The following is a 24,014-nucleotide window of genomic DNA, read 5'->3' as shown; positions in this document are numbered from 1 at the left end:
CCTGTCACGTATGTTGATATACGCTCAGTTCGTCACTCGCTTGCTTCCGCAAATCTCTTGATCCTCTTTGTAGATAGTTACGGCTTCCGATCAACGTCGCATTTTGGTGTCATCTTCACTCCTCCAGATCCTCACGTACCGTGAGTACACTCCGGTCTGTCGTCGCTCGATTCCTAAAACTGCTCGTTTCTCGAAACCCTTTTCTTTGGACGTAAGAGAATAATCTCTTGATCACGGCTTCCGATTAACGTCGCATGGTGCGATGTTGTATCGAAGCTTCTTTGGAGAACAAGATTCTCTCAAAACTAGATAATGGGACGCTTCTCGAGTTCGAGACGTTGCTTTTGATTTGTTTTTGGATAAGTCCTCGACCGATTAGTATCTGTCAGCTTCACGTGTCGCCACGCTTCCACACCAGACCTATCAACCTCATCATCTCTAAGGGGTCTTACTGGATTTACTCCATGGGAAATCTCATCTTGAGGGGGGCTTCATGCTTAGATGCTTTCAGCACTTATCCCGTCCACACGTAGCTACCCAGCGATGCTCCTGGCGGAACAACTGGTACACCAGCGGTGTGTCCATCCCGGTCCTCTCGTACTAAGGACAGCTCCTCTCAAATTTCCTACGCCCGCGACGGATAGGGACCGAACTGTCTCACGACGTTCTGAACCCAGCTCGCGTACCGCTTTAATGGGCGAACAGCCCAACCCTTGGGACCTACTTCAGCCCCAGGATGCGATGAGCCGACATCGAGGTGCCAAACCTCCCCGTCGATGTGAACTCTTGGGGGAGATAAGCCTGTTATCCCCAGGGTAGCTTTTATCCGTTGAGCGACGGCCCTTCCATACGGCACCGCCGGATCACTAAGCCCGACTTTCGTCCCTGCTCGACTTGTAGGTCTCGCAGTCAAGCTCCCTTTTGCCTTTGCACTCTACGAATGATTTCCAACCATTCTGAGGGAACCTTTGGGCGCCTCCGTTACTGTTTAGGAGGCGACCGCCCCAGTCAAACTGCCCACCTGACACTGTCCCTGAACCGGATCACGGTTCGAGGTTAGAATGTCAATACCGTCAGGGTAGTATCCCACCAGCGCCTCCACCGAAGCTAGCGCTCCGGCTTCCAAGGCTCCTACCTATCCTGTACAAACGGTACCAACATCCAATATCAAGCTACAGTAAAGCTCCATGGGGTCTTTCCGTCCTGTCGCGGGTAACCTGCATCTTCACAGGTACTATAATTTCACCGGGTCTCTCGTTGAGACAGTATCCAAGTCGTTACACCATTCGTGCGGGTCGGAACTTACCCGACAAGGAATTTCGCTACCTTAGGACCGTTATAGTTACGGCCGCCGTTTACTGGGGCTTCAATTCAGAGCTTCTCCCGAAGGGATAACCCCTCCTCTTAACCTTCCAGCACCGGGCAGGTGTCAGCCCCTATACTTCGCCTTGCGGCTTCGCAGAGACCTGTGTTTTTGCTAAACAGTCGCTTGGATCTTTTCACTGCGGCTCTCTCGGGCTTGCACCCTATCAGAGCACCCCTTCTCCCGAAGTTACGGGGTCATTTTGCCGAGTTCCTTAACGAGAGTTCTCCCGAGCGTCTTAGAATTCTCTTCTCGCCTACCTGTGTCGGTTTGCGGTACGGGCACCTCTCACCTCGCTAGAGGCTTTTCTTGGCAGTGTAGGATCAGGAACTTCGGTACTATCATTTCCCTCGCCATCACAGCTCAGCCTTCACGGAAAGCGGATTTGCCTACTTTCCAGCCTAACTGCTTGGACGCGCATCTCCATCAGCGCGCTTACCCTACCTTTCTGCGTCCCCCCATTGCTCAAACGGTGAGGAGGTGGTACAGGAATTTCCACCTGTTGTCCATCGCCTACGCCTTTCGGCCTCGGCTTAGGTCCCGACTAACCCTGAGCGGACGAGCCTTCCTCAGGAAACCTTGGGCTTTCGACGGAGGGGATTCTCACCCCTCTTTTCGCTACTCATACCGGCATTCTCACTTCTACGCGCTCCACCAGTCCTCTCGGTCTGACTTCGCTGCACGTAGAACGCTCCCCTACCACTCGCACCAACGGTGCGAATCCATAGCTTCGGTGATACGTTTAGCCCCGGTACATTTTCGGCGCAGAGTCACTCGACCAGTGAGCTATTACGCACTCTTTAAATGGTGGCTGCTTCTAAGCCAACATCCTGGTTGTCTGGGCAACTCCACATCCTTTTCCACTTAACGTATACTTTGGGACCTTAGCTGATGGTCTGGGCTGTTTCCCTCTTGACTACGGATCTTAGCACTCGCAGTCTGACTCCCGAGGATAAGTCATTGGCATTCGGAGTTTGACTGAATTCGGTAATCCGGTGGGGACCCCTAGTCCAATCAGTGCTCTACCTCCAAGACTCTTCCCTCGAGGCTAGCCCTAAAGCTATTTCGGGGAGAACCAGCTATTTCCGAGTTCGATTGGCATTTCACCCCTACCCACACCTCATCCCCGCATTTTTCAACATGCGTGGGTTCGGGCCTCCATTCAGTGTTACCTGAACTTCACCCTGGACATGGGTAGATCACACGGTTTCGGGTCTACGACGGCGTACTATTTCGCCCTATTCAGACTCGCTTTCGCTGCGGCTCCGCTTTTTCAGCTTAACCTTGCACGACATCGTAACTCGCCGGTTCATTCTACAAAAGGCACGCTGTCACCCGTTAATGGGCTCCAACTAGTTGTAGGCACACGGTTTCAGGATCTTTTTCACTCCCCTTCCGGGGTGCTTTTCACCTTTCCCTCACGGTACTGGTTCACTATCGGTCACTAGGGAGTATTTAGCCTTGGGAGATGGTCCTCCCAGCTTCCGACGGGGTTTCACGTGTCCCGCCGTACTCAGGATCCACTCTGGAGGAAACGAAGTTTCGGCTACAGGGTTGTTACCTTCTGTGACGGACCTTTCCAGGTCGCTTCACCTACTTCGTTTCTTTCTGACTCCGTATAGAGTGTCCTACAACCCCAAGAGGCAAGCCTCTTGGTTTGGGCTGTTCCCGTTTCGCTCGCCGCTACTCAGGAAATCGCATTTGCTTTCTCTTCCTCTGGGTACTTAGATGTTTCAGTTCCCCAGGTCTGCCTCCTCATACCCTATAGATTCAGGTATGGGTACCATCCCATTACGGATGGTGGGTTCCCCCATTCGGATATCCCCGGATCAAAGCTTACTTACAGCTCCCCGAGGCGTTTCGCCGTTCGTCGCGTCCTTCTTCGGCTCCTAGTGCCAAGGCATCCACCGTGCGCCCTTTCTAACTTAACCAAATAACGTCAGATTCTCTTCGTATCTCTTTGTCAGCTTCGGGATTTTCGGTCATGTTGCCTACAGGATGTAGGTACCAGGCGTTGTGACACGATGTCACGCCCTTAGCGTGGTTCCTTTTCCTATACGCTCCATTCCTCAAACCCTTGCTTCCTCGATCTACTTGAGACTCTTTGTTATTCATCAAAAGCGTCATGGAATTCTTGACGTCTCGTTCGTGAGTATTCTCCCTACAGGATGTAGGTTAAATACCCGGTGAACTCGATTTGCGTCATATAAGCTTCCAATGAGCATCGCGCTCATCTTCACTTACAATTTATCATTATCTAGTTTTCAAAGAACCATTTTGACGTGTTGTCAAATTTCATCAGTTGTTTTGAAGGAACAATTCCTTCAAAACTGAACAAGGCTACTGATTTCAATCACATCATGCAACACTTGCCAGTCTGCGCTTCATGCTGCCTTGCGACGAGTAATCGCAGGAGCAAAAGCATTTTAATTGAGAGTTTTGAGTTCTCTCAAAACTGAACAAAAGTCCGAAGCGTCCTTCCGCAGATGAATCTGCGAATGGTCGACTAGAGTTAAAAACTCCGTAGAAAGGAGGTGATCCAGCCGCACCTTCCGATACGGCTACCTTGTTACGACTTCACCCCAATCATCTGTCCCACCTTAGGCGGCTGGCTCCAAAAAGGTTACCCCACCGACTTCGGGTGTTACAAACTCTCGTGGTGTGACGGGCGGTGTGTACAAGGCCCGGGAACGTATTCACCGCGGCATGCTGATCCGCGATTACTAGCAATTCCGGCTTCATGCAGGCGAGTTGCAGCCTGCAATCCGAACTGAGAATGGCTTTCTGGGATTGGCTTCACCTCGCGGCTTCGCAACCCTTTGTACCATCCATTGTAGCACGTGTGTAGCCCAGGTCATAAGGGGCATGATGATTTGACGTCATCCCCACCTTCCTCCGGTTTGTCACCGGCAGTCACCTTAGAGTGCCCAACTGAATGCTGGCAACTAAGGTCAAGGGTTGCGCTCGTTGCGGGACTTAACCCAACATCTCACGACACGAGCTGACGACAACCATGCACCACCTGTCACTTTGTCCCCCGAAGGGGAAAGCCCTATCTCTAGGGTGGTCAAAGGATGTCAAGACCTGGTAAGGTTCTTCGCGTTGCTTCGAATTAAACCACATGCTCCACTGCTTGTGCGGGCCCCCGTCAATTCCTTTGAGTTTCAACCTTGCGGTCGTACTCCCCAGGCGGAGTGCTTAATGTGTTAACTTCGGCACTAAGGGCATCGAAACCCCTAACACCTAGCACTCATCGTTTACGGCGTGGACTACCAGGGTATCTAATCCTGTTTGCTCCCCACGCTTTCGCGCCTCAGCGTCAGTTACAGACCAGAGAGTCGCCTTCGCCACTGGTGTTCCTCCACATCTCTACGCATTTCACCGCTACACGTGGAATTCCACTCTCCTCTTCTGTACTCAAGTCTCCCAGTTTCCAATGACCCTCCCCGGTTGAGCCGGGGGCTTTCACATCAGACTTAAGAGACCGCCTGCGCGCGCTTTACGCCCAATAATTCCGGACAACGCTTGCCACCTACGTATTACCGCGGCTGCTGGCACGTAGTTAGCCGTGGCTTTCTCGTTAGGTACCGTCAAGGTGCCGCCCTTTCGAACGGCACTTGTTCTTCCCTAACAACAGAGTTTTACGATCCGAAAACCTTCATCACTCACGCGGCGTTGCTCCGTCAGACTTTCGTCCATTGCGGAAGATTCCCTACTGCTGCCTCCCGTAGGAGTCTGGGCCGTGTCTCAGTCCCAGTGTGGCCGATCACCCTCTCAGGTCGGCTACGCATCGTCGCCTTGGTGAGCCGTTACCCCACCAACTAGCTAATGCGCCGCGGGCCCATCTGTAAGTGATAGCCGAAACCATCTTTCAAAAAAGAACCATGCAGTTCTTTTTATTATCCGGTATTAGCACCGATTTCTCGATGTTATCCCAGTCTTACAGGCAGGTTGCCCACGTGTTACTCACCCGTTCGCCGCTAACCTCCAGGAGCAAGCTCCCTTTGGTCCGCTCGACTTGCATGTATTAGGCACGCCGCCAGCGTTCGTCCTGAGCCAGGATCAAACTCTCCATAAAAGTTTGATAAAGCTCATGTTTCACAGGATGTTGTTTCCTGCGACACTTCATATAATGAAGTAAATTGACGAGATACCTTGTATCTCTTTATTTCGCTTGGCTTTTGTTCAGTTTTCAAAGAACTGTAGTCGTTTAACAGCGACCTTCAAATAATAACACTTAACTTCAAACAATGTCAACAACTTTTTTCGCTTTCCTGATCCATAAATACTCCATCTCGTTGCGACGTCTAATAATATATCACACTACTAAATTGATGTCAATTTTTTTTCCACATTTCTTTTAACTGAGTATTGACGATGATAAATCCCCGCTACCTTTGATTGTTTTAATGAGACGGTTACTAATTTTTTGTTGACTAAATGATTGACGAGCAGTTCAAGATCGATGCGGTAATCTTCCACTCGTGGATCATTTAATAAACTTTGAATCATGATCGGCTCTGATTGTTCTTCAATTAATTTTAATAATTCATAAGAACCGACCTCTGTCTTTTCTGAGATCGCAAATTCCAAAGCAATTAACAAGAGCTCCACCCGTTTTTCCACCGAATCTTCACCGACAATTAACTCATGAAGAAGCTTGTACGTCTCAGGTTCAATCTGACGAACTTGCTCCCATACCGTCACTTCAGGATAAAAACCATGTTCTGTTACGGATAGTCTGGCTAGATGATGTAAGGCGTGCATCATAAAATTGTAAGCATCTAAGTAATGACCTTCCTGATATAACACCTTGCCCTCTTCAAAACGTCTTAACAGCTTAGCATAGTGAAGGACAAGTTTTTTTGATCTTTCTTCTATAGGAAATGTCTCCATTCTTTGTTTAAATGAATGGAGAAATTCATTTCGGTCAAATACTGTTTTTCCATGGACAAGCCATTCCACAAGCCTACGGTGATTCCCTGTTAATAGAGCTCGCTGTAAAGTATAAGCATCTATTATATAAAGAGCACACGTTTTGTCCTGTAGATGATAATGCTTCACATTCCAATTATATGTATAGTGATCTTTAATGACGAGGATCGTTATGTTGAATCGATCAGTTACGTGTATTTTCGAAGGTTCACTCTCCATAACAAGAATGGCTAATGTATCACTTTCAGCAGCTCGATCTTGATAAAGTGCCCTTACCAAATCATCCATTACCCTTCCCCCTTCTCTCTATACTTCAACACTTTAGTTCGACAAAAACAGCAAAAATCCTTTCTTTTTTGTCTTTTTTCATCAGACAGACGCATCTAACTTATGCATAGCCTTTCTTTACTATGCTATACTGTCATCTAGGAGGGACATGTCTATGGGAATTAAATATTCAAATAAAATAAATAAAATACGAACATTTGCTTTATCGTTAGTGTTTCTCGGGATCCTTGTCATGTACATTGGGATTTTCTTCCGCACCCATGAGGTCATCATGGTGTTAGCCATGATCTTAGGCTTTCTCTGTATTATTGCAAGCACTGCTGTTTACTTCTGGATCGGAATGATCTCCACACGCGCTATTCCCGTTGTATGCCCTGAATGCAGGAAACCAACAAAAGTACTTGGTCGGGTTGATGCTTGCATGCATTGTGACCAGCCGCTCACACTCGATCGAAGCTTAGAAGGCAAGGAATTTGACGAAAAATACAATCTAAAAGGCAAAAAAAGAGTTGATGGCTAATATCATCAACTCTTTTTAAATGAGAATCGAAAGAAATCCGATTAATGCTGGCTTTTCTTTTGACAGTCAGGACAAATCCCGTAGATCTCCATTCTGTGACTACTCACTTTGAAACCTGTCACATGTTCAGCCAGAGTCTCCACTTCATCAAGTCCTGGATAATGGAAGTCAACAATTTTGCCGCACTCTTCACAGATAACGTGATAATGATCTGATGTGACACAATCAAATCGGCTTGACGAATCACCGTATGTTAATTCCTTAACGATTCCAGCTTCCTTGAAAACACGGAGGTTGTTGTAAACGGTCGCAACACTCATGTTTGGAAATCGACCTTCCAATGCTTTATAAATCTCATCCGCTGTTGGATGAGTCATCGATTCAAATAAATATTCCAAAATGGCATGACGTTGAGGGGTCATGCGAACCCGCGTTGTTTTCAATGCTTCAATTGCACCTTGTAAACGGTGATTAGACATCGTCATGCACCTCACTTTCAAGAAAAAAAACATTCTTACATTATAATCTTTATAAATAGTATAGTATGAAGCCGATATTATTGTCAATTAAGTCGTTAAAAAGAGCGGTGCTGTATCTTTTACATCTAGTAAAAAGGATGTGTATCGATGCGCTTGCTTGTTTTTCCGTTGTTTTCTTTCTTCCACAACGGCGCACGCTTCCTTCAAAGCAGAGCGAAGAGCGGGGAGGTCATCTTCTTCTAAACCGAAGAGAAACGTAGTATTCCCTTTTTTCATGAAGCCTCCGGAGCTCGCGAGTTTAGTCATACGATACCCCTTGTCTCGAAGCTGTTTTTCAACCTCATCTGCATAAAAATTATCAATGATACAAATGAGCAGTTTCATTATATATGCACCTCACCTCTAGTTTAATACCCTTCATCTAAGTTTATTCGGTTGATGAGAGGAGGGTTCCCTGCTAAGAACGAATCGAAATTTTCCCGAAAAATAGCGAATGCGCGCGGCTGGTATTGACGAGAGATCCCCGACAAGTGCGGCGTTACCGTTACAGAATCCATCGTCCAAAATGGGTGGTTTTCTTCAAGCGGTTCCTCTTCGAAAACGTCGAGAACAGCATGGGAAATCGCCTTTTCCTCTAATGCTTTTAGTAATTCTGTTTGTTTGACCGTTTTTCCTCTACCTATGTTAATGAAAACAGCAGAAGGCTTCATTAGCTGAAAACGTTCATATGTCATGAAGCCCTCTGTCTTTTTCGTAAAAGGTAGAACGGAAACGACAAAATCGGAATTCTTTAAAAGCGTATCAACAGAAGCAGGTGGAACGATTTGATCGAATGATGAAACCGTGCGCCCCGTAGAATTCATACCGATCGTTTTCATTCGAAATGCCTTCGCAAGTCTAGCGATTTCTTGTCCGATCGCACCAGCACCGAGAACTCCCACCGTTTGTCCATTAAGTTCAATCATCGGCACGCGTCTATCCCACGTCTGCTCTTGCTCTAAAGAAATGAGACGCTTCGCATTTCGCGCGACTTGCAGCATCATCGACAACGTATATTCAGCCATCGGTATTGCATGGATCCCCTTCGCATTTGTCACGATGATCCCTTTCTCTTTGATGGCTTGGAACGGAAGCTGTTCAACCCCTGCTGAGATAACCATAATCCATTTGAGCTTTTTCGCAGCCTGCAAATGCTCCTCTGTAACATCCTCACCATAGGTAATGAGAACATCAGCTTCTTCCAAAGCAGAGCCAACGATCTCCATCCGCTCAAAAAAATGAAAATGAACATTTGGATAATCGTCTAGTAACTCCTGCTGGATTTCGGGCCTAACACGAGCTGAAGATACAACGTTCATTCGCTTCACCGTTCCTATCGATTATTCAAGGTTTTCTTTAATAAAGGCAAGCGCCTCTTCCACGTGGTCTTTCACACGCACTTTTCGCCATTCCTTCACTACTGTTCCATCTTTGTCGATCACAAAGGTTGAGCGCTCAATGCCCATATACTCTTTGCCGAAGTTTTTCTTTAGCTTCCAAACATCATATTGCTGCGCCACCTTCGTATCTTCATCAGCCAAAAGCAAAAAGGGCAAGCTGTATTTTTCGATAAACTTTTTATGTCTTTCCACTGGATCTGGACTTACGCCTAGAATTACGGTATTTAGCCCCTTAAAATCTTCAACCCGATCGCGAAAATCACACGCCTCTGTTGTGCATCCTGGTGTCATATCTTTTGGGTAGAAATAGAGCACAATGTTCTTACCTTTAAAATCGGATAATGATACTGTTTCTCCGTTACTAGCTGGAAGTGAAAAATCAGGTGCTTGTTTTCCTTCTAACATGAAATCATTCCTCCTAGAGTATCGTTTTGCTTCTATAGTCTCCAATTTAAGCGTAACGAAACTTGCTCCTTCTGACAACTATTGTGAGTGCTTTTCTCGCATCATGACCGTCGACACAACAAAAGCAGCTGGGAGTAAGTACCCGAGCAATGCTTGCAGCAAAGCAACGTAGCGTCCAATCCCTATCGGAACATAATCCCCGTAACCAACCGTTAGCAAAGTGACTCCGCTAAAATAAACCGTTGTCTCGATAATGTCCCAAACCGATGCCATCGAACGGAAATCTACAGCTTGAATGACTTGAAAACCTTGAAGCGATAACGATAAATAAACGACAGCAAAGGCGAGAATGACCGTCGTGTAAACGAAAATAAGCATGGTTAAATGATTGATCGAAAAGCGATAAATCCCCGATTGGGAGAAATAACGAACGAGGAGGACAACACTTAAAAAGATCGCCACCCCTGCCATAATCATAGCTCCAGCTAACAGCAATTGCTCCATAAAAAACACCTCAGTCATATATATGGACTTGGGCAACTTTTTAGACAATTGCCTTTTGGATTTATGTCTGCAAGGAAACAGGGGTAGCGTTATCCTTCCATGAAGTTACGCGCCATGTTTTAACACTTTGTGTGAACGGAAAATGATCGTTACAATCACAAAGGCTAAAACCCCAAAGAAACAAGTTAGCATCATCGATTCTGGAAGGAAGACGGTTGCGATCATCATCAGTCCACCGATAAACATCTTAGCTGCCACCGGTCGAATCAATTGATTCCAACGTTTGGATGAAAGAGACGATAGGGAGCTTTCATCGGTTATTGGCACGACAAACTTCGGCAATGTATTTGCAGCTGTCATTGTAACAATGCCTACACTGAGCGGAACAAGTAGCAAAAGGTTTAAATCATACCCGGAAACGTTTAAAAGGATCACACCGTGTATCGAAAAAACAACGGACAATACGCACAAAAAGATATTCTCCATTCCTTTTTTATACCGTTCGTAAAAAGGCTTCAATGTTTCTATCCTTGGTAAAATGAGCACATTGATCCATAACAGCACCATGATGAACGGATGAAGAAACGCTGTCACCACACCATAAAACCCGGCCTCTGTTCCGGCTAGTTGAAATAAATATACGTACACTCCCCAAATGAACGATGCTCCAATTAGTATAGCCATTAATTGTTGTCTCACCTTTTCTCCGCCTTTCATTTATGTTTTTTTCGGTTCTATCCCAGTAGGTTGACGACCTTCTTTTTCTGTAAATCGCATCAGCCATTTCACCATTTCCTGAAGCACGGATGTATTTAATGAGTAGTAAACGTACTGGCCTTTTTTTTCTGCATGAACGAGCTCAGCGTTTTTCAACACGGTTAGATGCTGAGAAATAGCAGGTTTGCTCATATCAAATTGATCAGCAATTTCGCCCGCTGTTTTGTCACCCTCATTTAACAGATCCAATATTTTTCGCCGATTCATGTCGGCCAGCGCTTTGTAAATAGAAGGATTCACGATTCCACCCTCTCATTTAATTATTTAAGCAATTACTTAAATAAAGGATACACAAATTTCCTTAGATTGTGAACCTTTTTTAAAAAATAATTATTAAAAGAAATCATTTTAAAGAGTTGCACTCACTGTTGGAAGAAAAAAAGTGAGGGATGAACGAAGTAGAAGGAGTTGAACACTTCCTGCTTGACTGAGGAAAAAGGGTCTATGCGTCCAAATAATACGATTCGTCTGTTCCTGTTTCATTCCTCACCCGCCGTCAACGATTAGCTTTCAAACCTTCTAAGCTCTTTTACTAAAGATAAAGCTATGTGCAGGTGTTTTTCATCTTCTAATTCCATGCATTCTTTTATAAGTGCTGCTTTCAAAGGCGTTGTATCATAAGGAGAGGGTACAACCAAAGACCATTCCACATTCAAAGCCTGTAATACCTTGTCCAACTTATTTACGCTTACATTGACTTCACCTCGCTCCAATTGGGCTAAATAATTTAATGTTACACCACTACGCTTCGACAATTCACTTAACGTCCATTTGTTTCCTTTCCGAAGACTACGGATTTGTGAACCAATATACTGGAGCGTACTCATGCCTACGTCAACTCCCAAAAATATTAATTTTTTCCATTATAACTGAATAACACTAATTTTACAATTAATAATGAATATTTTGATAGCTTGTCAATGTTATTGCTTTCCTTCCTTTACTTATGGTTAGATACAGACAGACATTATAAATTTGGAGGTCAGAACATGAATCGTTCTCGATCAGAATCATTGTTTCAAAAAGCACAATCCTTGATTGTCGGGGGTGTGAACAGCCCCTCCCGTTCGTTCAAAGCAGTAGGCGGTGGAGCGCCTGTTTTTATGGAAAAGGCAAAAGGCGCTTACTTTTGGGATGTAGACGGAAATCAATATATTGACTACTTGGCCGCTTATGGCCCAATTATTACAGGGCACGCTCATCCCCATATTACGAACGCGATTCAGCGAGCAGCGGAAAACGGCGTGCTCTATGGAACACCGACAAAGCTAGAAAACCAGTTTGCTAGCATGCTCCAACAAGCGATTCCTTCCTTAGAAAAAGTTCGTTTTGTGAACTCTGGAACAGAGGCTGTTATGACGACCATCCGTGTAGCAAGAGCATATACAGGCCGCGATAAAATCATTAAATTTGCTGGCTGTTACCACGGCCATTCCGATTTGGTTCTCGTTGCTGCAGGGTCTGGACCTTCTACGTTAGGAACACCCGATTCTGCTGGTGTCACGAAAAACATTGCCGAAGAAGTTATCACCGTTCCTTTTAATCAGCTTGATTCCTTAAAGGAGGCGCTCGATCATTGGGGTGAAGAAGTGGCAGCCGTTTTAGTTGAACCAATCGTCGGCAATTTTGGGATTGTTGAACCTCATGAAGGGTTCCTCGAAGGTGTGAATGAGCTTGCTCACAATGCTGGTGCTTTGGTCATATATGATGAGGTGATCACTGCTTTTCGTTTCATGTATGGAGGCGCGCAAAACTATGTTGGGGTCGAGCCTGACATGACAGCCTTAGGAAAAATTATCGGTGGCGGCTTGCCGATTGGTGCCTATGGCGGGCGCATCGATATTATGGAGAAAGTGGCTCCCCTTGGACCAGCATACCAAGCAGGAACGATGGCAGGAAATCCAGCTTCAATGAGCGCCGGAATCGCATGCCTGGAAGTTCTTCAAGAAGAAGGCTTATATGATGAGTTGGACCGGAAAGGGGCAATTCTTGAAAAAGGGATTAAAGCCCATGCGGAAGCCCACGGCATCACGATTTCCATCAACCGGCTTAAAGGAGCGCTCACGGTTTATTTTACCGATGAGACAGTCACTTGCTACGAGCAAGCAGAACGATCAGACGGAGAAAAATTCTCACTCTTTTTCAAAGAGATGTTAAATCAAGGAATAAACCTAGCTCCTTCAAAGTATGAAGCATGGTTTTTAACGATTGCTCATACTGATGAGGATATTAAAAAGACCCTTCAGGCAGTTGATCATGCCTTTTCAGTGATGGCTGCCAAAGGCTATCATTAAAAAGGTGAATCCCCTTTGTAAACGCACAGAGGGGATTATTTTTTCGTAACATGCACCTCTCACCACTACTTCTCGGGAAAATTTTACTTTTCTTCACAAGAAAATCGTCAATACCCCCTTGATTCTCTTTCTCATACAGTGTATAGTACGTTCGTTACCAATTCCTCACCTGTGAATATAGGTGAACCACAACTAAGTTTTCTCTTCGAAAGCGAGGATATTTGAATAAAAATGAAACTCGGAGCTCGTATTTTTAAGACGGGTCTTGCTGTTATGTTATCCCTTTACTTGGCGATTTGGCTACAGTTCGATTCACCGGTCTTTGCTGCACTAACCGCGGCATTTGCTGTCCAACCGTCCATCTATCGGACATTCCAGACGATTTTGGATCAAGTTCAAGCAAATGTCATTGGCGCGATTATTGCTGTCATTTTTGCTGTGACTTTTGGGCACGAACCGTTTGTCATCGCCGTCGTCATTGTCATCACCATCGCCCTAATCTTAAAGCTTAAATTAGATACATCGACAATCTCAATTGCACTTGTGACGATCATTGTTATTATGGAAAGCCCGGTCGAGAATTTTGTTGATTTTGCCACCGATCGCTTTCTACTGATAATGCTTGGGGTCGTTTCCGCCTTTCTCGTAAACCTTGTGTTTATCCCTCCGCGGTATGAGACGAAGCTGTATCATAAAATCGTAAAAAATACGGAGGATATTATCCAATGGTTGATGCTTTTCATTCGCCGTGATGCAAATCCACAATCACTAAAAAAGGATTTATCGCGTTTGAATGAAAATTTAATAAAAATTGATCAGCTTTACCTTTTTTATAAGGAAGAGCGGAATTATTTCATCCGCACCCGCTATGCGAAAGCGAGAAAGATCGTGCTGTTCAGACAAATGGTGGCGACAACGAAAAAAGCGTTCACCGTACTAAAAAATCTTGAGCGTCGCTCTGATTACTTGCACTACCTACCGGATGAAACCCAAGCGTTGATCGAAAATCAACTCCATTTGTTGACGACGTATCATGATCGGATTTTGCTCCGTTATATCGGAAAGGTTAGTCCACAATGTGATCATCAAATTAACGATGAATTGAACGAAGGGAAGTCAGCTTTAACAGACGCTTTCATGGCACATTATCAGGATGACAATGTGGATGCTGACGCTTGGTCCCACTTGCTGCCAGCGATTTCTCAACTAATTGAATATCAAGAACAGCTTGAGCATTTAGACCACCTCGTCGATAGCTTTTTCAATTACCATCAAAAAGCGAACAAAGTCCAAATTAATGAAATGGACGAATGAACATAAAAACCTCCTGCATTGTCGGCAGGAGGTTTTTAGATATCAACTGCTCTGTATGTAGGGATCGAAGCAATCATCCCGTTCAGCCGATCCCCTTTTCATACCAACAAAGTGAAAGGGTCATTCCGACTCCTCCGCTTTGATTTGGTTAATCTAAGTTCTGGACCTCAAACAGCTTTTTGTACACGCCATTACAGGACATAAGTTCATCATGGGTGCCACTCTCGACAATCTCACCATTTTCAACCACGATAATTCGATCGGCATGGGTAATCGTTGACAGCCGATGGGCGACGATAAAGGTCGTACGGTTTTTCGCAAGCTTTTCCATCGCTTCCTGAATGTAATGTTCACTCTCTAGATCAAGGGCCGATGTTGCTTCATCAAAAATGAGAATCGGCGGGTTTTTCAAGAACACTCGCGCGATCGCGACCCGTTGCTTCTGCCCCCCTGACAGCTTCACGCCCCGTTCTCCCACTTCGGTATCATAGCCGTTCGGCAGATTCATAATAAAGTCATGAGCATTGGCTGCTTTTGCGGCCGCGATGACTTCCTCTTCCGTAGCGTCAGGTTTCCCCATTAAAATGTTCATCCGCACAGAATCACTGAAAAGAATATTTTCTTGCAGTACCATCCCAATTTGATCCCGTAAGCTGCGCACTTGATAGTCACGAATGTCATGACCATCGATCAAAATTCGTCCACTGCTTACATCGTAAAAACGAGGAATTAAGCTGATGAGTGTACTTTTCCCGCCGCCACTCATCCCGACAAATGCGACGGTCTCTCCTCGCTTTACGTGAAAGTGTACGTCTTTCAGCGCAGGTGCTTCTTCTTTTTCATATGAAAAGGACACATGGTCGAAGGTCACATCTCCGTGGACTTCCTCAAGCTTCACAGCCCCTTCTTTGTCGACAATATCGTATTTTTCATCAATGAACTCAAAGACTCGATCCATTGACGCGATCGATTGCGTTAGTGTCGTCGACGAGTTGACCAAGCGGCGGAGCGGGTTGTAGAGACGTTCCATGTACAAGACAAACGCGGTCATTGCCCCGACTTCTAATTCCCCGTTAATGACAAAACAGGCAGCTACAAAAATCACGAGTAGTGGGGCGATGTCTGTCACAGTGTTAACTACAGCAAAAGTTTTCGCGTTCCATTTCGTATGATCGATCGCCCGATTTAAAAATGTGCCATTTCGCTTGGCAAATTGCGTCTGTTCGTAATCTTCGAGGGCAAAGCTACGAATGACGCTCATCCCTTGGACCCGCTCATGCAGATGTCCCTGAACATCCGCGAGCGCTTGAGACCTTACCCTTGTTAAATGACGAAGCTTCGCGTAAAAATACTTAATCGAAAATCCGTAAAACGGAAACATGGCAATCGCCACTAACGTCAGCCACGCGTTCATCGAAAACATAATCGCTAGAGCAATAATGATTGTGAACATATCGAGCCAAATGTTCATTAATCCTGTCATGACAAAGGTCTTTGTCTGCTCCACATCATGGATGACTCGGGAGATGATTTCCCCCACTTTTCGATTTGAGTAAAAGCGAAGGCTTAGCTTTTGAATGTGTGTAAACAAATGGTCACGAATATCATAAAGAATTTTATTGCCGATCCATTGGGCAAAATATTGGCGATAGTACTCAATCGGTGGGCGCAAAACGATGAAAATAAAAAAGATCCCGCCCATGACTGTAAATAGAGCCGAGAATTTCTCCTCGTTCGTCATTTGTTCAGCAAAAATGATTCCATCAATGATGTATGCTACGAGTAGCGGAATCAATAACGGAATGCCAAATTTCAATAAACCAATAATAATCGTGATAAAAATCTGTTTCCAATAAGGACGGACAAACAATAAATATCGACGTATGCTCTCCAGTGTTACCACCACTTTCTTCTAAACCATGCCTATGATAAGGTAAGCTCTTTCCTATGGTTATACGATAGAACGATACTTCATGATGACAATCACGTAGGGCGCACTTACAAGTTTAATCGGCCATCTACTCACGTTAAAATCATCCATAGGCTAGTGTAAAATGAAAGAAAAGCCTGCTTCCAGGCTTCCCCTAACGGTATTGCAAAAATCGTTCATACCAGCTTTCCACAAACTGCGGCGCAAAAGGCCCTTTTCGTTGATGGATCCATGATACTAATTCATCGACACTACGCTGCAAAATCCGATCGATCTCCGGTGGATATTTCATCATCTTCCGGTGCATCGCATACTCATCCTCATCTAACAGCTTAAAGGTCATATCAGGAAACACTTTAATATCAAGGTCGTAGTCAATATACTTTAGCGCTTCTTCATCCCACGTAAACGGGGTTCCGAGGTTACAGTAAAAGTAAATGCCATCCGCTCGAATCATGCCGATCGTATTAAACCATTGTTCCGAATCAAAATAACAAATGGCAGGCTCACGTGTTCGCCAATGACGGCCATCTGATTCCTTCACAAGAATTCGGTCATTTCCTCCGATCACAACCTTTGACGTCCCTTTAAGCACGATGGTTTCTTCCCAAATGCGATGAATCGATCCGTTATGCTTATAGCTCTGTATTTGGATCTTGCTGCCAACTTTGGGAAAATTCATGATCGACTCCTTCCTATTCAATTTTTGGACGTCAGGAGCCTACGCTCCTTTCTTAACCGTTCAACAAAAACTATAGCAACTTTTTCTATCCTTTTTATTATACCTGTTTCTTTCTTATTTTGAAACGTTAAGAGTCGCTTTCTATGCCCTTTACCACTTTGCCCCTTTTTATTTAAACTTAGACACTCGGTACACCTACATATCTTTATGTACATATTGATCATTTATCACTTCATTTATAGTACGTTCTTTGATGACAAAGAACGGGTCTTCCCTGTTCAAGTATTGAACAACTTTAGTTTATGCTGAAGCTGTTGGTTTTCTTATTACTTATTGGTTGCGAAAGCAAAAAGACAAACTTCATGCTTCATGTAAAAAAGAAACACGCTCTCTACTCGGTTGTAGAGAGCGCGTTCTTTTCTTCCTAGACAAGAAACCTTTATTGGTTTTGTTGACGATTTTGTTGAGCTTGTTGTTGCTTTTTCGCTTCTGCTTGCTGGTTTTGTTGCTTCACTTCTTGAGCGTTTGTTTCGCTAGCAAATTCCGTAGCAAAGCCAGCGTTTTGCTCAGAAGCTTGGTTTTGACGCTTTACTTCTTGAGCGTTTGTTTTAGAAGCTTGCGGTTGTTGTTGGCGCTTGTTGTTCATTCGGTATCACCTCCACGGTAGTTAAGGTGTCCAGGTGATATCCGTTTTATCCAAAAAATTTTTTATGTGAGCAAAGAAATTCCGCCATCAACAATTAATGTTTGTCCGCGAATCATGGACGCTTCCTCTGAGAGGAGGAAAAGAACTGCATTCGCTAAGTCACTTGGCTCAACAATTTTGCCTGCGGGTGTGCGTTTAGCTGCATCTTCTAATAGCTCGTCACGATTCGGGAAATGCGTGAGCGCATCCGTATCAACGGCACCACCCGAAACTGCATTGACGACAATGTTTTTTGGCGCAAGTTCTACTGCGAGGTAACGGGTAAGCGCCTCTACAGCAGCTTTTGACACCCCGACTGTCGTGTAGTTTTTCAAATAGCGAATCGCCCCTAACGAGCTTAAGCTAACAATTTTCCCACCGCCGTTTTTCTCCATTCGCTTAGCAGCTTCCTGAGCACAGAACAACAGGGCTTTGCTGTTGATGTCCATCGTCCAATCCCAATGACTTTCCTCTAATTCCATGAGCGGGCGTAGAACTCCTGAAGCGGCATTGTTTACAAAAACATCTAAACGACCATATGTATCATCAATTTGGGCAAATAGCTCTTCAATTTTATCCCGCTTTCCCACATTTGCTTTTACAATCAATGCTTTTACGCCTTTTTGTTCGATTTCCGCTGCCGTTTCTTCCGCAGCTTTTCTGCTTCTCGCATAATTAATGACGAGATCATAGCCACGATCAGCTAAACGCAAAGCAATTTCTTTACCAATTCCGCGGCTGCTTCCTGTTACGAGGGCCACTTTTCGTTCCATTTGTTTCACTCCTCTTTCAATTCATCACTTCATTATATCGTATAGCGAAACGAGTGAACAGGCAGACTAATACAGACTAAAAGGAGGCGGAACAGATGTATGTTGGCAGAGATATGACGGAATTGTCGATGATGAAAAAAACGGAATGGACTGATAAGGAGCTTGCATACTTCCACCACGGTTTGCAACAAATGATGCCGTATTTAAATGCAGAGGGAGCCACCATTCACCGTGAAATTATCGAAGAAATCGAACGGCGGGGTGGCTTGAAGCAAGATGCCACTTGGACTCAAGGCTCACAAATCCATCCGGATTAACTTCACAAGGTTGCAGCGCATTCGCGTTGCGACCTCTTTTCTTTTTATAGGCATTTCTCACCCCATCCGTTAAAATGAAGGAGAGAAGCTACCGTTAGAATAGGAGTGTCTTTATGATTAAACCATCACGGAGGCTAGCTCCGCTTGCAACAAGTGTTTTTACAGAGCTTGCAAACATGAAGGAAGCCTACAAGCAAGACGGACGTGAACTTATTGACCTAAGTATCGGTAGCCCAGATCTACCACCTCCACATTTTGTCTTACAGAAGATGAACGCTTATGTTTCAAACCCGAATCAATACGGGTATGCCATTACTGGATTAGCCGCTTTTCATGAAGCGGTGGCTCAATTTTATCAGCGACGTTATCAAGTGAATGTAAATCCACGTCAAGTTCTTTCTCTTATGGGTTCTCAAGATGGCCTTGCCCATCTCGCCCTTGCATATGTAGATGCCGGTGACCTGCTTCTAGCTCCTGATCCTGGGTATCCGATTTATGCTGCGAGTGCTCATATTGCTGGTGCCGAGCTCTACACGTATCCTCTCAATGAGGCGAATCAATTTATGTTCGATGTGGAGACGTTACCAGACGATGTGAAGCAAAGAGCAAAGCTAATGATTGTCAACTATCCCGGTAATCCAACCGCGGCAATGGCAGATGCGGCCTATTTTGAAAAACTGGTTGCCTTTGGCATCAAGCATAACATCCTGATCGTTCATGACTATGCTTATTCCGAATTACTATTTGATCAACGAGAAGCCTTAAGTATTTTTTCTGTTCCACGTGCTTTTGAAACAGCGATAGAATTTAATTCCCTGTCGAAAAGCTTCAACATTGCAGGAGCGCGAATCGGTTATGCCATCGGAGCTGAATCGATTCTCCAACCGTTGGCTGCACTAAAATCTCACCTTGATTATGGCGTGTTTCTGCCTGTCCAGTATGGGGCCATTGAAGCACTAGAACATGGTGATGCGTTTTTAGAAACTCAAAGAGAACTGTATGAAAAAAGGCGGAACACATTTGTAGAAGCGCTTCAACTGAATGGCTGGACAGTGTCTAAGCCTGGGGGCGGTATGTTCATTTGGGCTAAAATTCCTGATGATGGGCGAGATGCCATGTCGTTTGTCAAACATGCGATGGAGCATGCCGGTGTCATTGTTACGCCAGGTCATGCTTTCGGAAATGAAGGAGAAGGGTATGTTCGAATGGCTCTCGTTCAACCAGAGACCGAGCTACGGAAGGCAGCAAATCAACTAGCGCAAATTCTCTAAACAAAGGAGTGTTTCTGATGAAGGCAGTTGTATATGAACAATACGGAGATCCGAGTGTATTGAAAGTCATGGACGTGCCAAAACCGACGATTGGACCTACCGACGTCCTTATCAACGTAAAAGCAAGCGGCATAAACCCCGTCGATACGTATTTTCGTAAGGGCATCCGCCAAGTTGAACAGTTTCCACACATTCCTCACTTTGATGTAGCGGGAGAAATTGTCGAAATAGGATCTGACATACAAAACTGGAAGGTCGGTGACTGCGTGTGGGCGACAAACATAAAGGGAGCCTCCGCCGAGTATGCCCTCATTCCAGAGCACCTGCTCTTTCCGCTTCCAAAATCGGTCAGCTATGAGGAAGGTGCCGCGTTAGCTATGACGTTTATGACCGCCCATCTATCATTGTTTGATCGCGGACGGTTACAAAAAGGGGAAACCGTCCTCATCTATGGAGGCTCAGGAGCCGTTGGTCATGCTGCGATTCAACTCGCAAAGCGAGCAGGCGCCACCGTCATTACGACTGCCGGTGACCGTGAGAAAGGGGAAATTGCTAAACAAGCCGGGGCTGATCAGGTGATTTTCTATAAAGAGGAAAGCGTAGTGGACGCAGTAGGCAAAGCAACGAATGGGCAAGGGGTTCCTCTCATTTTAGATATGTCTCTTAGTGAAAACATGGCCCAAGATTTTGACGTCCTTACGACTGGTGGACGAATTGTTGCAATCGGCTCTCCTGTTGATAATACACCGCCTCTTTTATGGCGCCAGCTTAATATGAAGCATGCTTCGTTAATCGGCGTCCTTGTGTTCACAGCCCCTAAAAACGTTCTCCGCCAAGCAGGGAAAGAGATCGCTGAAGGCTTTGAACAAGGGGAACTATCCGCCTATATTGGAAAGGTTTTTCCCATCGATGAAGCGGCTCATGCCCATCGCGCGCTTGAAGCCAAGACCTATCAAGGGAGAATCATTTTGTCGCACGAGGATTAAAACCTTCCTCTCCTTCGCACACTAATGATAAAAGCGGAGGAAGGAGGCGTTTCATTTGGAGAAAGAGACTTATTACGTCAATCTAAATCCGATTAGCATGGATACGTTAAGTGCAACACCAGCTAACGACGGACAAATGATCGAATATGAAGTGCGTGTGACCCCTACAGAAAAGGAAGCATTGGAGCAGCTTCTTCATAGCGCGCAAAAGCATGATATGGAGTTAGGCAATATGTTTTCGTTCCGCCACTTTGATGATGAGAAGGTGGATCAAGACAAAGATGACCTTCAATCTAGTCTCAATGACGTCTATGAAGCGATTTATAAATACGGAACTGACGAGACGAAAAGACAGATTCAAGAAATTCACTTAGTAAATGACGATCAATGATGAAAAGCCTCGTTTTTGCGAGGTTTTTTTCATGAGATAAATCTACTGCAGCATTTAGTTCATATAGTCCGTACATTCATCCTCACTATGATTTGTTTTTTCCGTCGTCCTCTCCCAATAGGAAGATTCTTCAATAAACGTTTCCTTTTCACAAAATTGAACGACCTCCTTATCTCTTTTCGTCACTCCGTACAAGTATTCCAGGTGAGGCTCGTCCGCGAAAACGACCTTGTAATGCCCATGATATACACTATCGTTGATTAAATATTTTGGCTCTATATAGGATTGATTCAATAGATCGTCATCTGTATAGCCCATCGCTTCAAGATGTGTAGAGACATTTTTCGTTACGATAAATTTTTCATACGGGTTGCCGTGATTCAAGATGTAAATCAAAACAAATGGGACCGCAATAAATGTGACTACTATGAGACTAATCAATAGAAAGATTATTTTCTTTTTCATATACGTTGTCCTTCATTAAAAATTAGAGTAGGATTGTCCTCCATCCACATTAAGGGTAGCACCGACGACCCAACTTGCTTTCTCCGATGCTAAAAATACGGCCACGTTGGCGATCTCTTCTACGGTTCCGAACCGTCCGGCTGGGATATTTTGATCGATAAATTGCTCCATTTTTTCTCGGTTTTCTTCTAGCCGTTTTTGCCAGTTTCCGGTTGGGTGTAAGATGGAGCCAGGGGCAATTCCGTTTACACGAATGCCATCACGAATCACTTCGTCGGCAAGCGATTTCGTGAAGGAAATCATTGCTGCCTTTGCGCTGTTATAGGTTGCTTTTCCCCCTGATTCTCTGCCAAAAATAGATGAAATGTTAATAATGGCTCCAGATTGCTTTGCTTTCATGACAGGTAACGCTAATTGACTGAAGTGAACAGCAGAGAAATAATTCAGGCTAAAGGCCTCCTCAAATAAGGAAAGCTCCGTTTCCGAAATGAGGCCACCGTTACTCCCCCCTGCGTTGTTAACAAGGATATCAATCGTTTCGTATGTCTCAAGCAATTGGCTAAATATTTTTTCTCGCTCGTTCTTGTCAGTTACATCCGCTTGAATCGTCAAAACATTTCCTAACTGACGTTTTGCCACTTGAAGCCCGTGCGCATCTCGAGCTACGATTGCAACTTTTGCTCCCTCCTCTACAAACGCTTGGGCGATCCCCTTTCCGATTCCCTTTGACCCACCTGTTACGAGTACAACTTTATCCTTCAGCTGTAAATCCAATGGTATCGTCCACCTTTCTTAGATTCCCTTGAATGATTTTTTGATGAGACACGGGAAACGCGTAGTTTTCAATCGTCCTGTCATCCACCCAATCCGCCTCATACTTGTCATTGAGTGATGGGACTCCTTTGACTGTTGCTTCATACACACGAATGTTCCAAATTAAATGAGAGAACACGTGCTCCACTGTTTGTACGTATTCCCCAACTGCAGCATCTAGATGGAATCGTTCATGTATGTAATCTCCTAGTACTTGTTGTGCATTTTTTGTGCTTTCCAATTCTACGTTTGGAAATTGCCAAAGCTTGGCCAAAAGTCCTTTTTCAGGCCGACGCTCAATTAGAACTTGTCCTTTTTCATTACGAATTACCGCGGCGATAAGTTGCTTTGCTTTCGGCTTTTTCTTTTTCGCTTTTATCGGGAGCTGCTCCTGTACTCCTGCAGCAAAGGCCCGGCAATGGTCACGAACGGGGCAGAGAAGACAGCCCGGTGATGTCGGTGTGCAGACTAAAGCACCTAACTCCATAAGCCCTTGGTTGAAAAATGACGGATTTTCTTTTGAAATGAGATCGTATAACAGTGATTCGAACAATGTACGTGTTTTTACTTTCGCGATATCTTCTTCAATATATAATACGCGGGATAACACACGCATGACGTTCCCGTCTACCGCCGGTTCTGGTTGATCGTATGCAATGCTCAAAATGGCTCCTGCTGTATAAGGACCAACTCCCTTTAATTTCGAAATTTCCTTCCGAGTGGACGGTACTTCACCGCCGTAAGATTCCACAACTTCACGTACAGCGGATTGTAAATTTCGCGCTCGCGAATAGTAACCGAGCCCTTCCCATGCTTTTAGCACTTGATCTTCCTCGGCATACGCAAGAGTTTCCAAGGTCGGGAACTGTCTCATAAAGGCTTGGTAATAGGGAATCACGGTGTCGACCCTCGTTTGTTGTAGCATGATTTCTGACACCCAGACGCGGTATGGGTCTTTATTCTCCCGCCACGGTAATTCGCGATAATGGTCAGAAAACCATGTAACTAAATCATTCTGAAATGTCGAAATGTCAAAATCTTGTAGTATCTTACTCACGATTGATCCCCCTGTTTTTTTCGTTCAAACGCCCAACAATGGATAGCTGAGGCTCCACCTTCCACCATCGGAATAATTTTTCCGAACAGACGATGATCTTCTGATTGACGGAGTTTTTTTAGTACATGATAATGGGATGTAGTTGGCACTTCAAACATTTCCACATATAAATAAGGTTGATCGGACGCAACGAACCATTCGATGTTTGAGGCTTCATATGATGGAAGCTCCTGCAAAATCTCCTTCATCACTTGCTCGTATTCATTTATTGTTTCTTTTTTTATTTTGTACTCTATAAAGATTTGTAAAGATTGAGTCATTTTTCT

Annotated in this window: 24 protein-coding genes and 2 rRNA genes; 7 read left to right on the top strand and 19 right to left on the bottom strand. The window is 44.8% G+C overall.

The window, feature by feature from the left end:
* Positions 1-355: 355 nt before the first annotated feature.
* The 3 genes from FED51_RS05010 to FED51_RS05000 form a co-directional block, all read right to left on the bottom strand.
* Positions 356-3,294 (bottom strand): 23S ribosomal RNA (locus FED51_RS05010).
* Between the two features lie 596 nt (positions 3,295-3,890).
* A 16S ribosomal RNA gene (locus tag FED51_RS05005) occupies positions 3,891-5,441 on the bottom strand.
* Together the 16S and 23S rRNA genes form the textbook arrangement of a ribosomal RNA operon.
* Positions 5,442-5,689: 248 nt before the next feature.
* Complete coding sequence (locus FED51_RS05000; protein ID WP_138090318.1) at positions 5,690-6,586, bottom strand: nucleotidyltransferase-like protein; 897 nt, start codon at positions 6,584-6,586, stop codon at positions 5,690-5,692.
* A 154-nt stretch (positions 6,587-6,740) separates the two neighbouring features.
* Here FED51_RS05000 and FED51_RS04995 point away from each other — a divergent pair, with 154 nt between their 5' ends.
* Positions 6,741-7,106 (top strand): YgzB family protein, encoded by a 366-nt coding sequence (locus FED51_RS04995; RefSeq protein WP_053432605.1) that lies wholly within the window; start codon positions 6,741-6,743, stop codon positions 7,104-7,106.
* A gap of 41 nt (positions 7,107-7,147) precedes the next feature.
* On the opposite strand, the gene perR is transcribed toward FED51_RS04995, so the two are convergent.
* The 8 genes from perR to FED51_RS04955 form a co-directional block, all read right to left on the bottom strand.
* Positions 7,148-7,591 (bottom strand): peroxide-responsive transcriptional repressor PerR, encoded by a 444-nt coding sequence (gene perR / locus FED51_RS04990; RefSeq protein WP_420810274.1) that lies wholly within the window; start codon positions 7,589-7,591, stop codon positions 7,148-7,150.
* Positions 7,592-7,672: 81 nt separating this feature from the next.
* Positions 7,673-7,969 carry a cyclic-di-AMP receptor gene (locus FED51_RS04985; RefSeq protein WP_053432604.1) on the bottom strand — a complete coding sequence of 99 codons (297 nt, stop codon included), beginning with the start codon at positions 7,967-7,969 and terminating at the stop codon, positions 7,673-7,675.
* Between the two features lie 23 nt (positions 7,970-7,992).
* Positions 7,993-8,943 (bottom strand): D-2-hydroxyacid dehydrogenase, encoded by a 951-nt coding sequence (locus FED51_RS04980; protein ID WP_053432603.1) that lies wholly within the window; start codon positions 8,941-8,943, stop codon positions 7,993-7,995.
* A 21-nt stretch (positions 8,944-8,964) separates the two neighbouring features.
* Positions 8,965-9,429 carry a thioredoxin-dependent thiol peroxidase gene (gene bcp / locus FED51_RS04975; RefSeq protein ID WP_010897120.1) on the bottom strand — a complete coding sequence of 155 codons (465 nt, stop codon included), beginning with the start codon at positions 9,427-9,429 and terminating at the stop codon, positions 8,965-8,967.
* 78 nt (positions 9,430-9,507) lie between these two features.
* A complete protein-coding gene (locus FED51_RS04970) occupies positions 9,508-9,933 on the bottom strand; it encodes an ion channel (RefSeq protein WP_010897119.1) in 426 nt (141 codons plus the stop codon).
* Positions 9,934-10,038: 105 nt separating this feature from the next.
* On the bottom strand, positions 10,039-10,632 hold the full coding sequence (locus FED51_RS04965) for an SdpI family protein (RefSeq protein ID WP_134229853.1): 594 nt from the start codon (positions 10,630-10,632) through the stop codon (positions 10,039-10,041).
* Positions 10,633-10,650: 18 nt separating this feature from the next.
* The gene (locus tag FED51_RS04960) at positions 10,651-10,950 is read right to left on the bottom strand and encodes an autorepressor SdpR family transcription factor (RefSeq protein WP_053432601.1); all 300 of its coding nucleotides are present in this window, start codon (positions 10,948-10,950) and stop codon (positions 10,651-10,653) included.
* A 263-nt stretch (positions 10,951-11,213) separates the two neighbouring features.
* Positions 11,214-11,537, bottom strand: a complete 324-nt coding sequence (locus tag FED51_RS04955; protein ID WP_010897116.1) for a helix-turn-helix domain-containing protein — start codon at positions 11,535-11,537, stop codon at positions 11,214-11,216.
* Between the two features lie 162 nt (positions 11,538-11,699).
* Here FED51_RS04955 and FED51_RS04950 point away from each other — a divergent pair, with 162 nt between their 5' ends.
* Both FED51_RS04950 and FED51_RS04945 read left to right on the top strand, forming a co-directional pair.
* Entirely contained in the window at positions 11,700-13,004 is a 1,305-nt protein-coding gene (locus tag FED51_RS04950) for a glutamate-1-semialdehyde 2,1-aminomutase (protein ID WP_053432600.1), read from the top strand.
* Positions 13,005-13,235: 231 nt separating this feature from the next.
* On the top strand, positions 13,236-14,318 hold the full coding sequence (locus tag FED51_RS04945) for an aromatic acid exporter family protein (protein WP_010897114.1): 1,083 nt from the start codon (positions 13,236-13,238) through the stop codon (positions 14,316-14,318).
* Positions 14,319-14,466: 148 nt separating this feature from the next.
* On the opposite strand, the gene FED51_RS04940 is transcribed toward FED51_RS04945, so the two are convergent.
* The 4 genes from FED51_RS04940 to fabL form a co-directional block, all read right to left on the bottom strand.
* The gene (locus FED51_RS04940; RefSeq protein ID WP_053432621.1) at positions 14,467-16,212 is read right to left on the bottom strand and encodes an ABC transporter ATP-binding protein; all 1,746 of its coding nucleotides are present in this window, start codon (positions 16,210-16,212) and stop codon (positions 14,467-14,469) included.
* Positions 16,213-16,402: 190 nt separating this feature from the next.
* Positions 16,403-16,930 carry a nucleoside tri-diphosphate phosphatase gene (gene ntdP / locus FED51_RS04935; RefSeq protein ID WP_010897112.1) on the bottom strand — a complete coding sequence of 176 codons (528 nt, stop codon included), beginning with the start codon at positions 16,928-16,930 and terminating at the stop codon, positions 16,403-16,405.
* A gap of 439 nt (positions 16,931-17,369) precedes the next feature.
* Complete coding sequence (locus tag FED51_RS04930) at positions 17,370-17,576, bottom strand: gamma-type small acid-soluble spore protein (protein WP_010897111.1); 207 nt, start codon at positions 17,574-17,576, stop codon at positions 17,370-17,372.
* Between the two features lie 62 nt (positions 17,577-17,638).
* The gene (gene fabL, locus FED51_RS04925; RefSeq protein ID WP_010897110.1) at positions 17,639-18,388 is read right to left on the bottom strand and encodes an enoyl-[acyl-carrier-protein] reductase FabL; all 750 of its coding nucleotides are present in this window, start codon (positions 18,386-18,388) and stop codon (positions 17,639-17,641) included.
* 95 nt (positions 18,389-18,483) lie between these two features.
* Between fabL and FED51_RS04920 the strand changes: the two genes are divergently transcribed.
* From FED51_RS04920 to FED51_RS04905, 4 genes are all read left to right on the top strand, one after another.
* Positions 18,484-18,705 (top strand): hypothetical protein, encoded by a 222-nt coding sequence (locus tag FED51_RS04920; RefSeq protein ID WP_053432599.1) that lies wholly within the window; start codon positions 18,484-18,486, stop codon positions 18,703-18,705.
* A 113-nt stretch (positions 18,706-18,818) separates the two neighbouring features.
* Positions 18,819-19,976, top strand: a complete 1,158-nt coding sequence (locus FED51_RS04915) for an LL-diaminopimelate aminotransferase (RefSeq protein ID WP_053432598.1) — start codon at positions 18,819-18,821, stop codon at positions 19,974-19,976.
* A gap of 17 nt (positions 19,977-19,993) precedes the next feature.
* Positions 19,994-20,962 carry an NADPH:quinone reductase gene (locus tag FED51_RS04910; protein ID WP_053432597.1) on the top strand — a complete coding sequence of 323 codons (969 nt, stop codon included), beginning with the start codon at positions 19,994-19,996 and terminating at the stop codon, positions 20,960-20,962.
* Between the two features lie 55 nt (positions 20,963-21,017).
* Complete coding sequence (locus FED51_RS04905; RefSeq protein WP_010897106.1) at positions 21,018-21,353, top strand: hypothetical protein; 336 nt, start codon at positions 21,018-21,020, stop codon at positions 21,351-21,353.
* A gap of 54 nt (positions 21,354-21,407) precedes the next feature.
* Here FED51_RS04905 and FED51_RS04900 read toward each other — a convergent pair whose 3' ends face one another.
* The 4 genes from FED51_RS04900 to FED51_RS04885 are packed head-to-tail and all read right to left on the bottom strand — an operon-like array spanning position 21,408 to position 24,008.
* The gene (locus FED51_RS04900; RefSeq protein ID WP_053432596.1) at positions 21,408-21,818 is read right to left on the bottom strand and encodes a DUF3139 domain-containing protein; all 411 of its coding nucleotides are present in this window, start codon (positions 21,816-21,818) and stop codon (positions 21,408-21,410) included.
* Positions 21,819-21,833: 15 nt separating this feature from the next.
* Complete coding sequence (locus FED51_RS04895; protein WP_053432595.1) at positions 21,834-22,592, bottom strand: SDR family NAD(P)-dependent oxidoreductase; 759 nt, start codon at positions 22,590-22,592, stop codon at positions 21,834-21,836.
* The gene (gene mutY, locus FED51_RS04890; protein ID WP_053432594.1) at positions 22,570-23,688 is read right to left on the bottom strand and encodes an A/G-specific adenine glycosylase; all 1,119 of its coding nucleotides are present in this window, start codon (positions 23,686-23,688) and stop codon (positions 22,570-22,572) included. Before mutY ends, FED51_RS04895 begins: the two co-directional genes overlap by 23 nt.
* A complete protein-coding gene (locus FED51_RS04885; protein WP_053432593.1) occupies positions 23,685-24,008 on the bottom strand; it encodes a hypothetical protein in 324 nt (107 codons plus the stop codon). The genes mutY and FED51_RS04885 overlap by 4 nt, the downstream gene beginning before the upstream one ends.
* Between the last annotated feature and the right edge of the window lie 6 nt (positions 24,009-24,014).

Source organism: Halalkalibacterium halodurans, from assembly GCF_005671335.1.
Taxonomy (GTDB): domain Bacteria; phylum Bacillota; class Bacilli; order Bacillales; family Bacillaceae_D; genus Halalkalibacterium; species Halalkalibacterium halodurans.
This window is presented reverse-complemented; position numbering and strand designations above follow the sequence as displayed.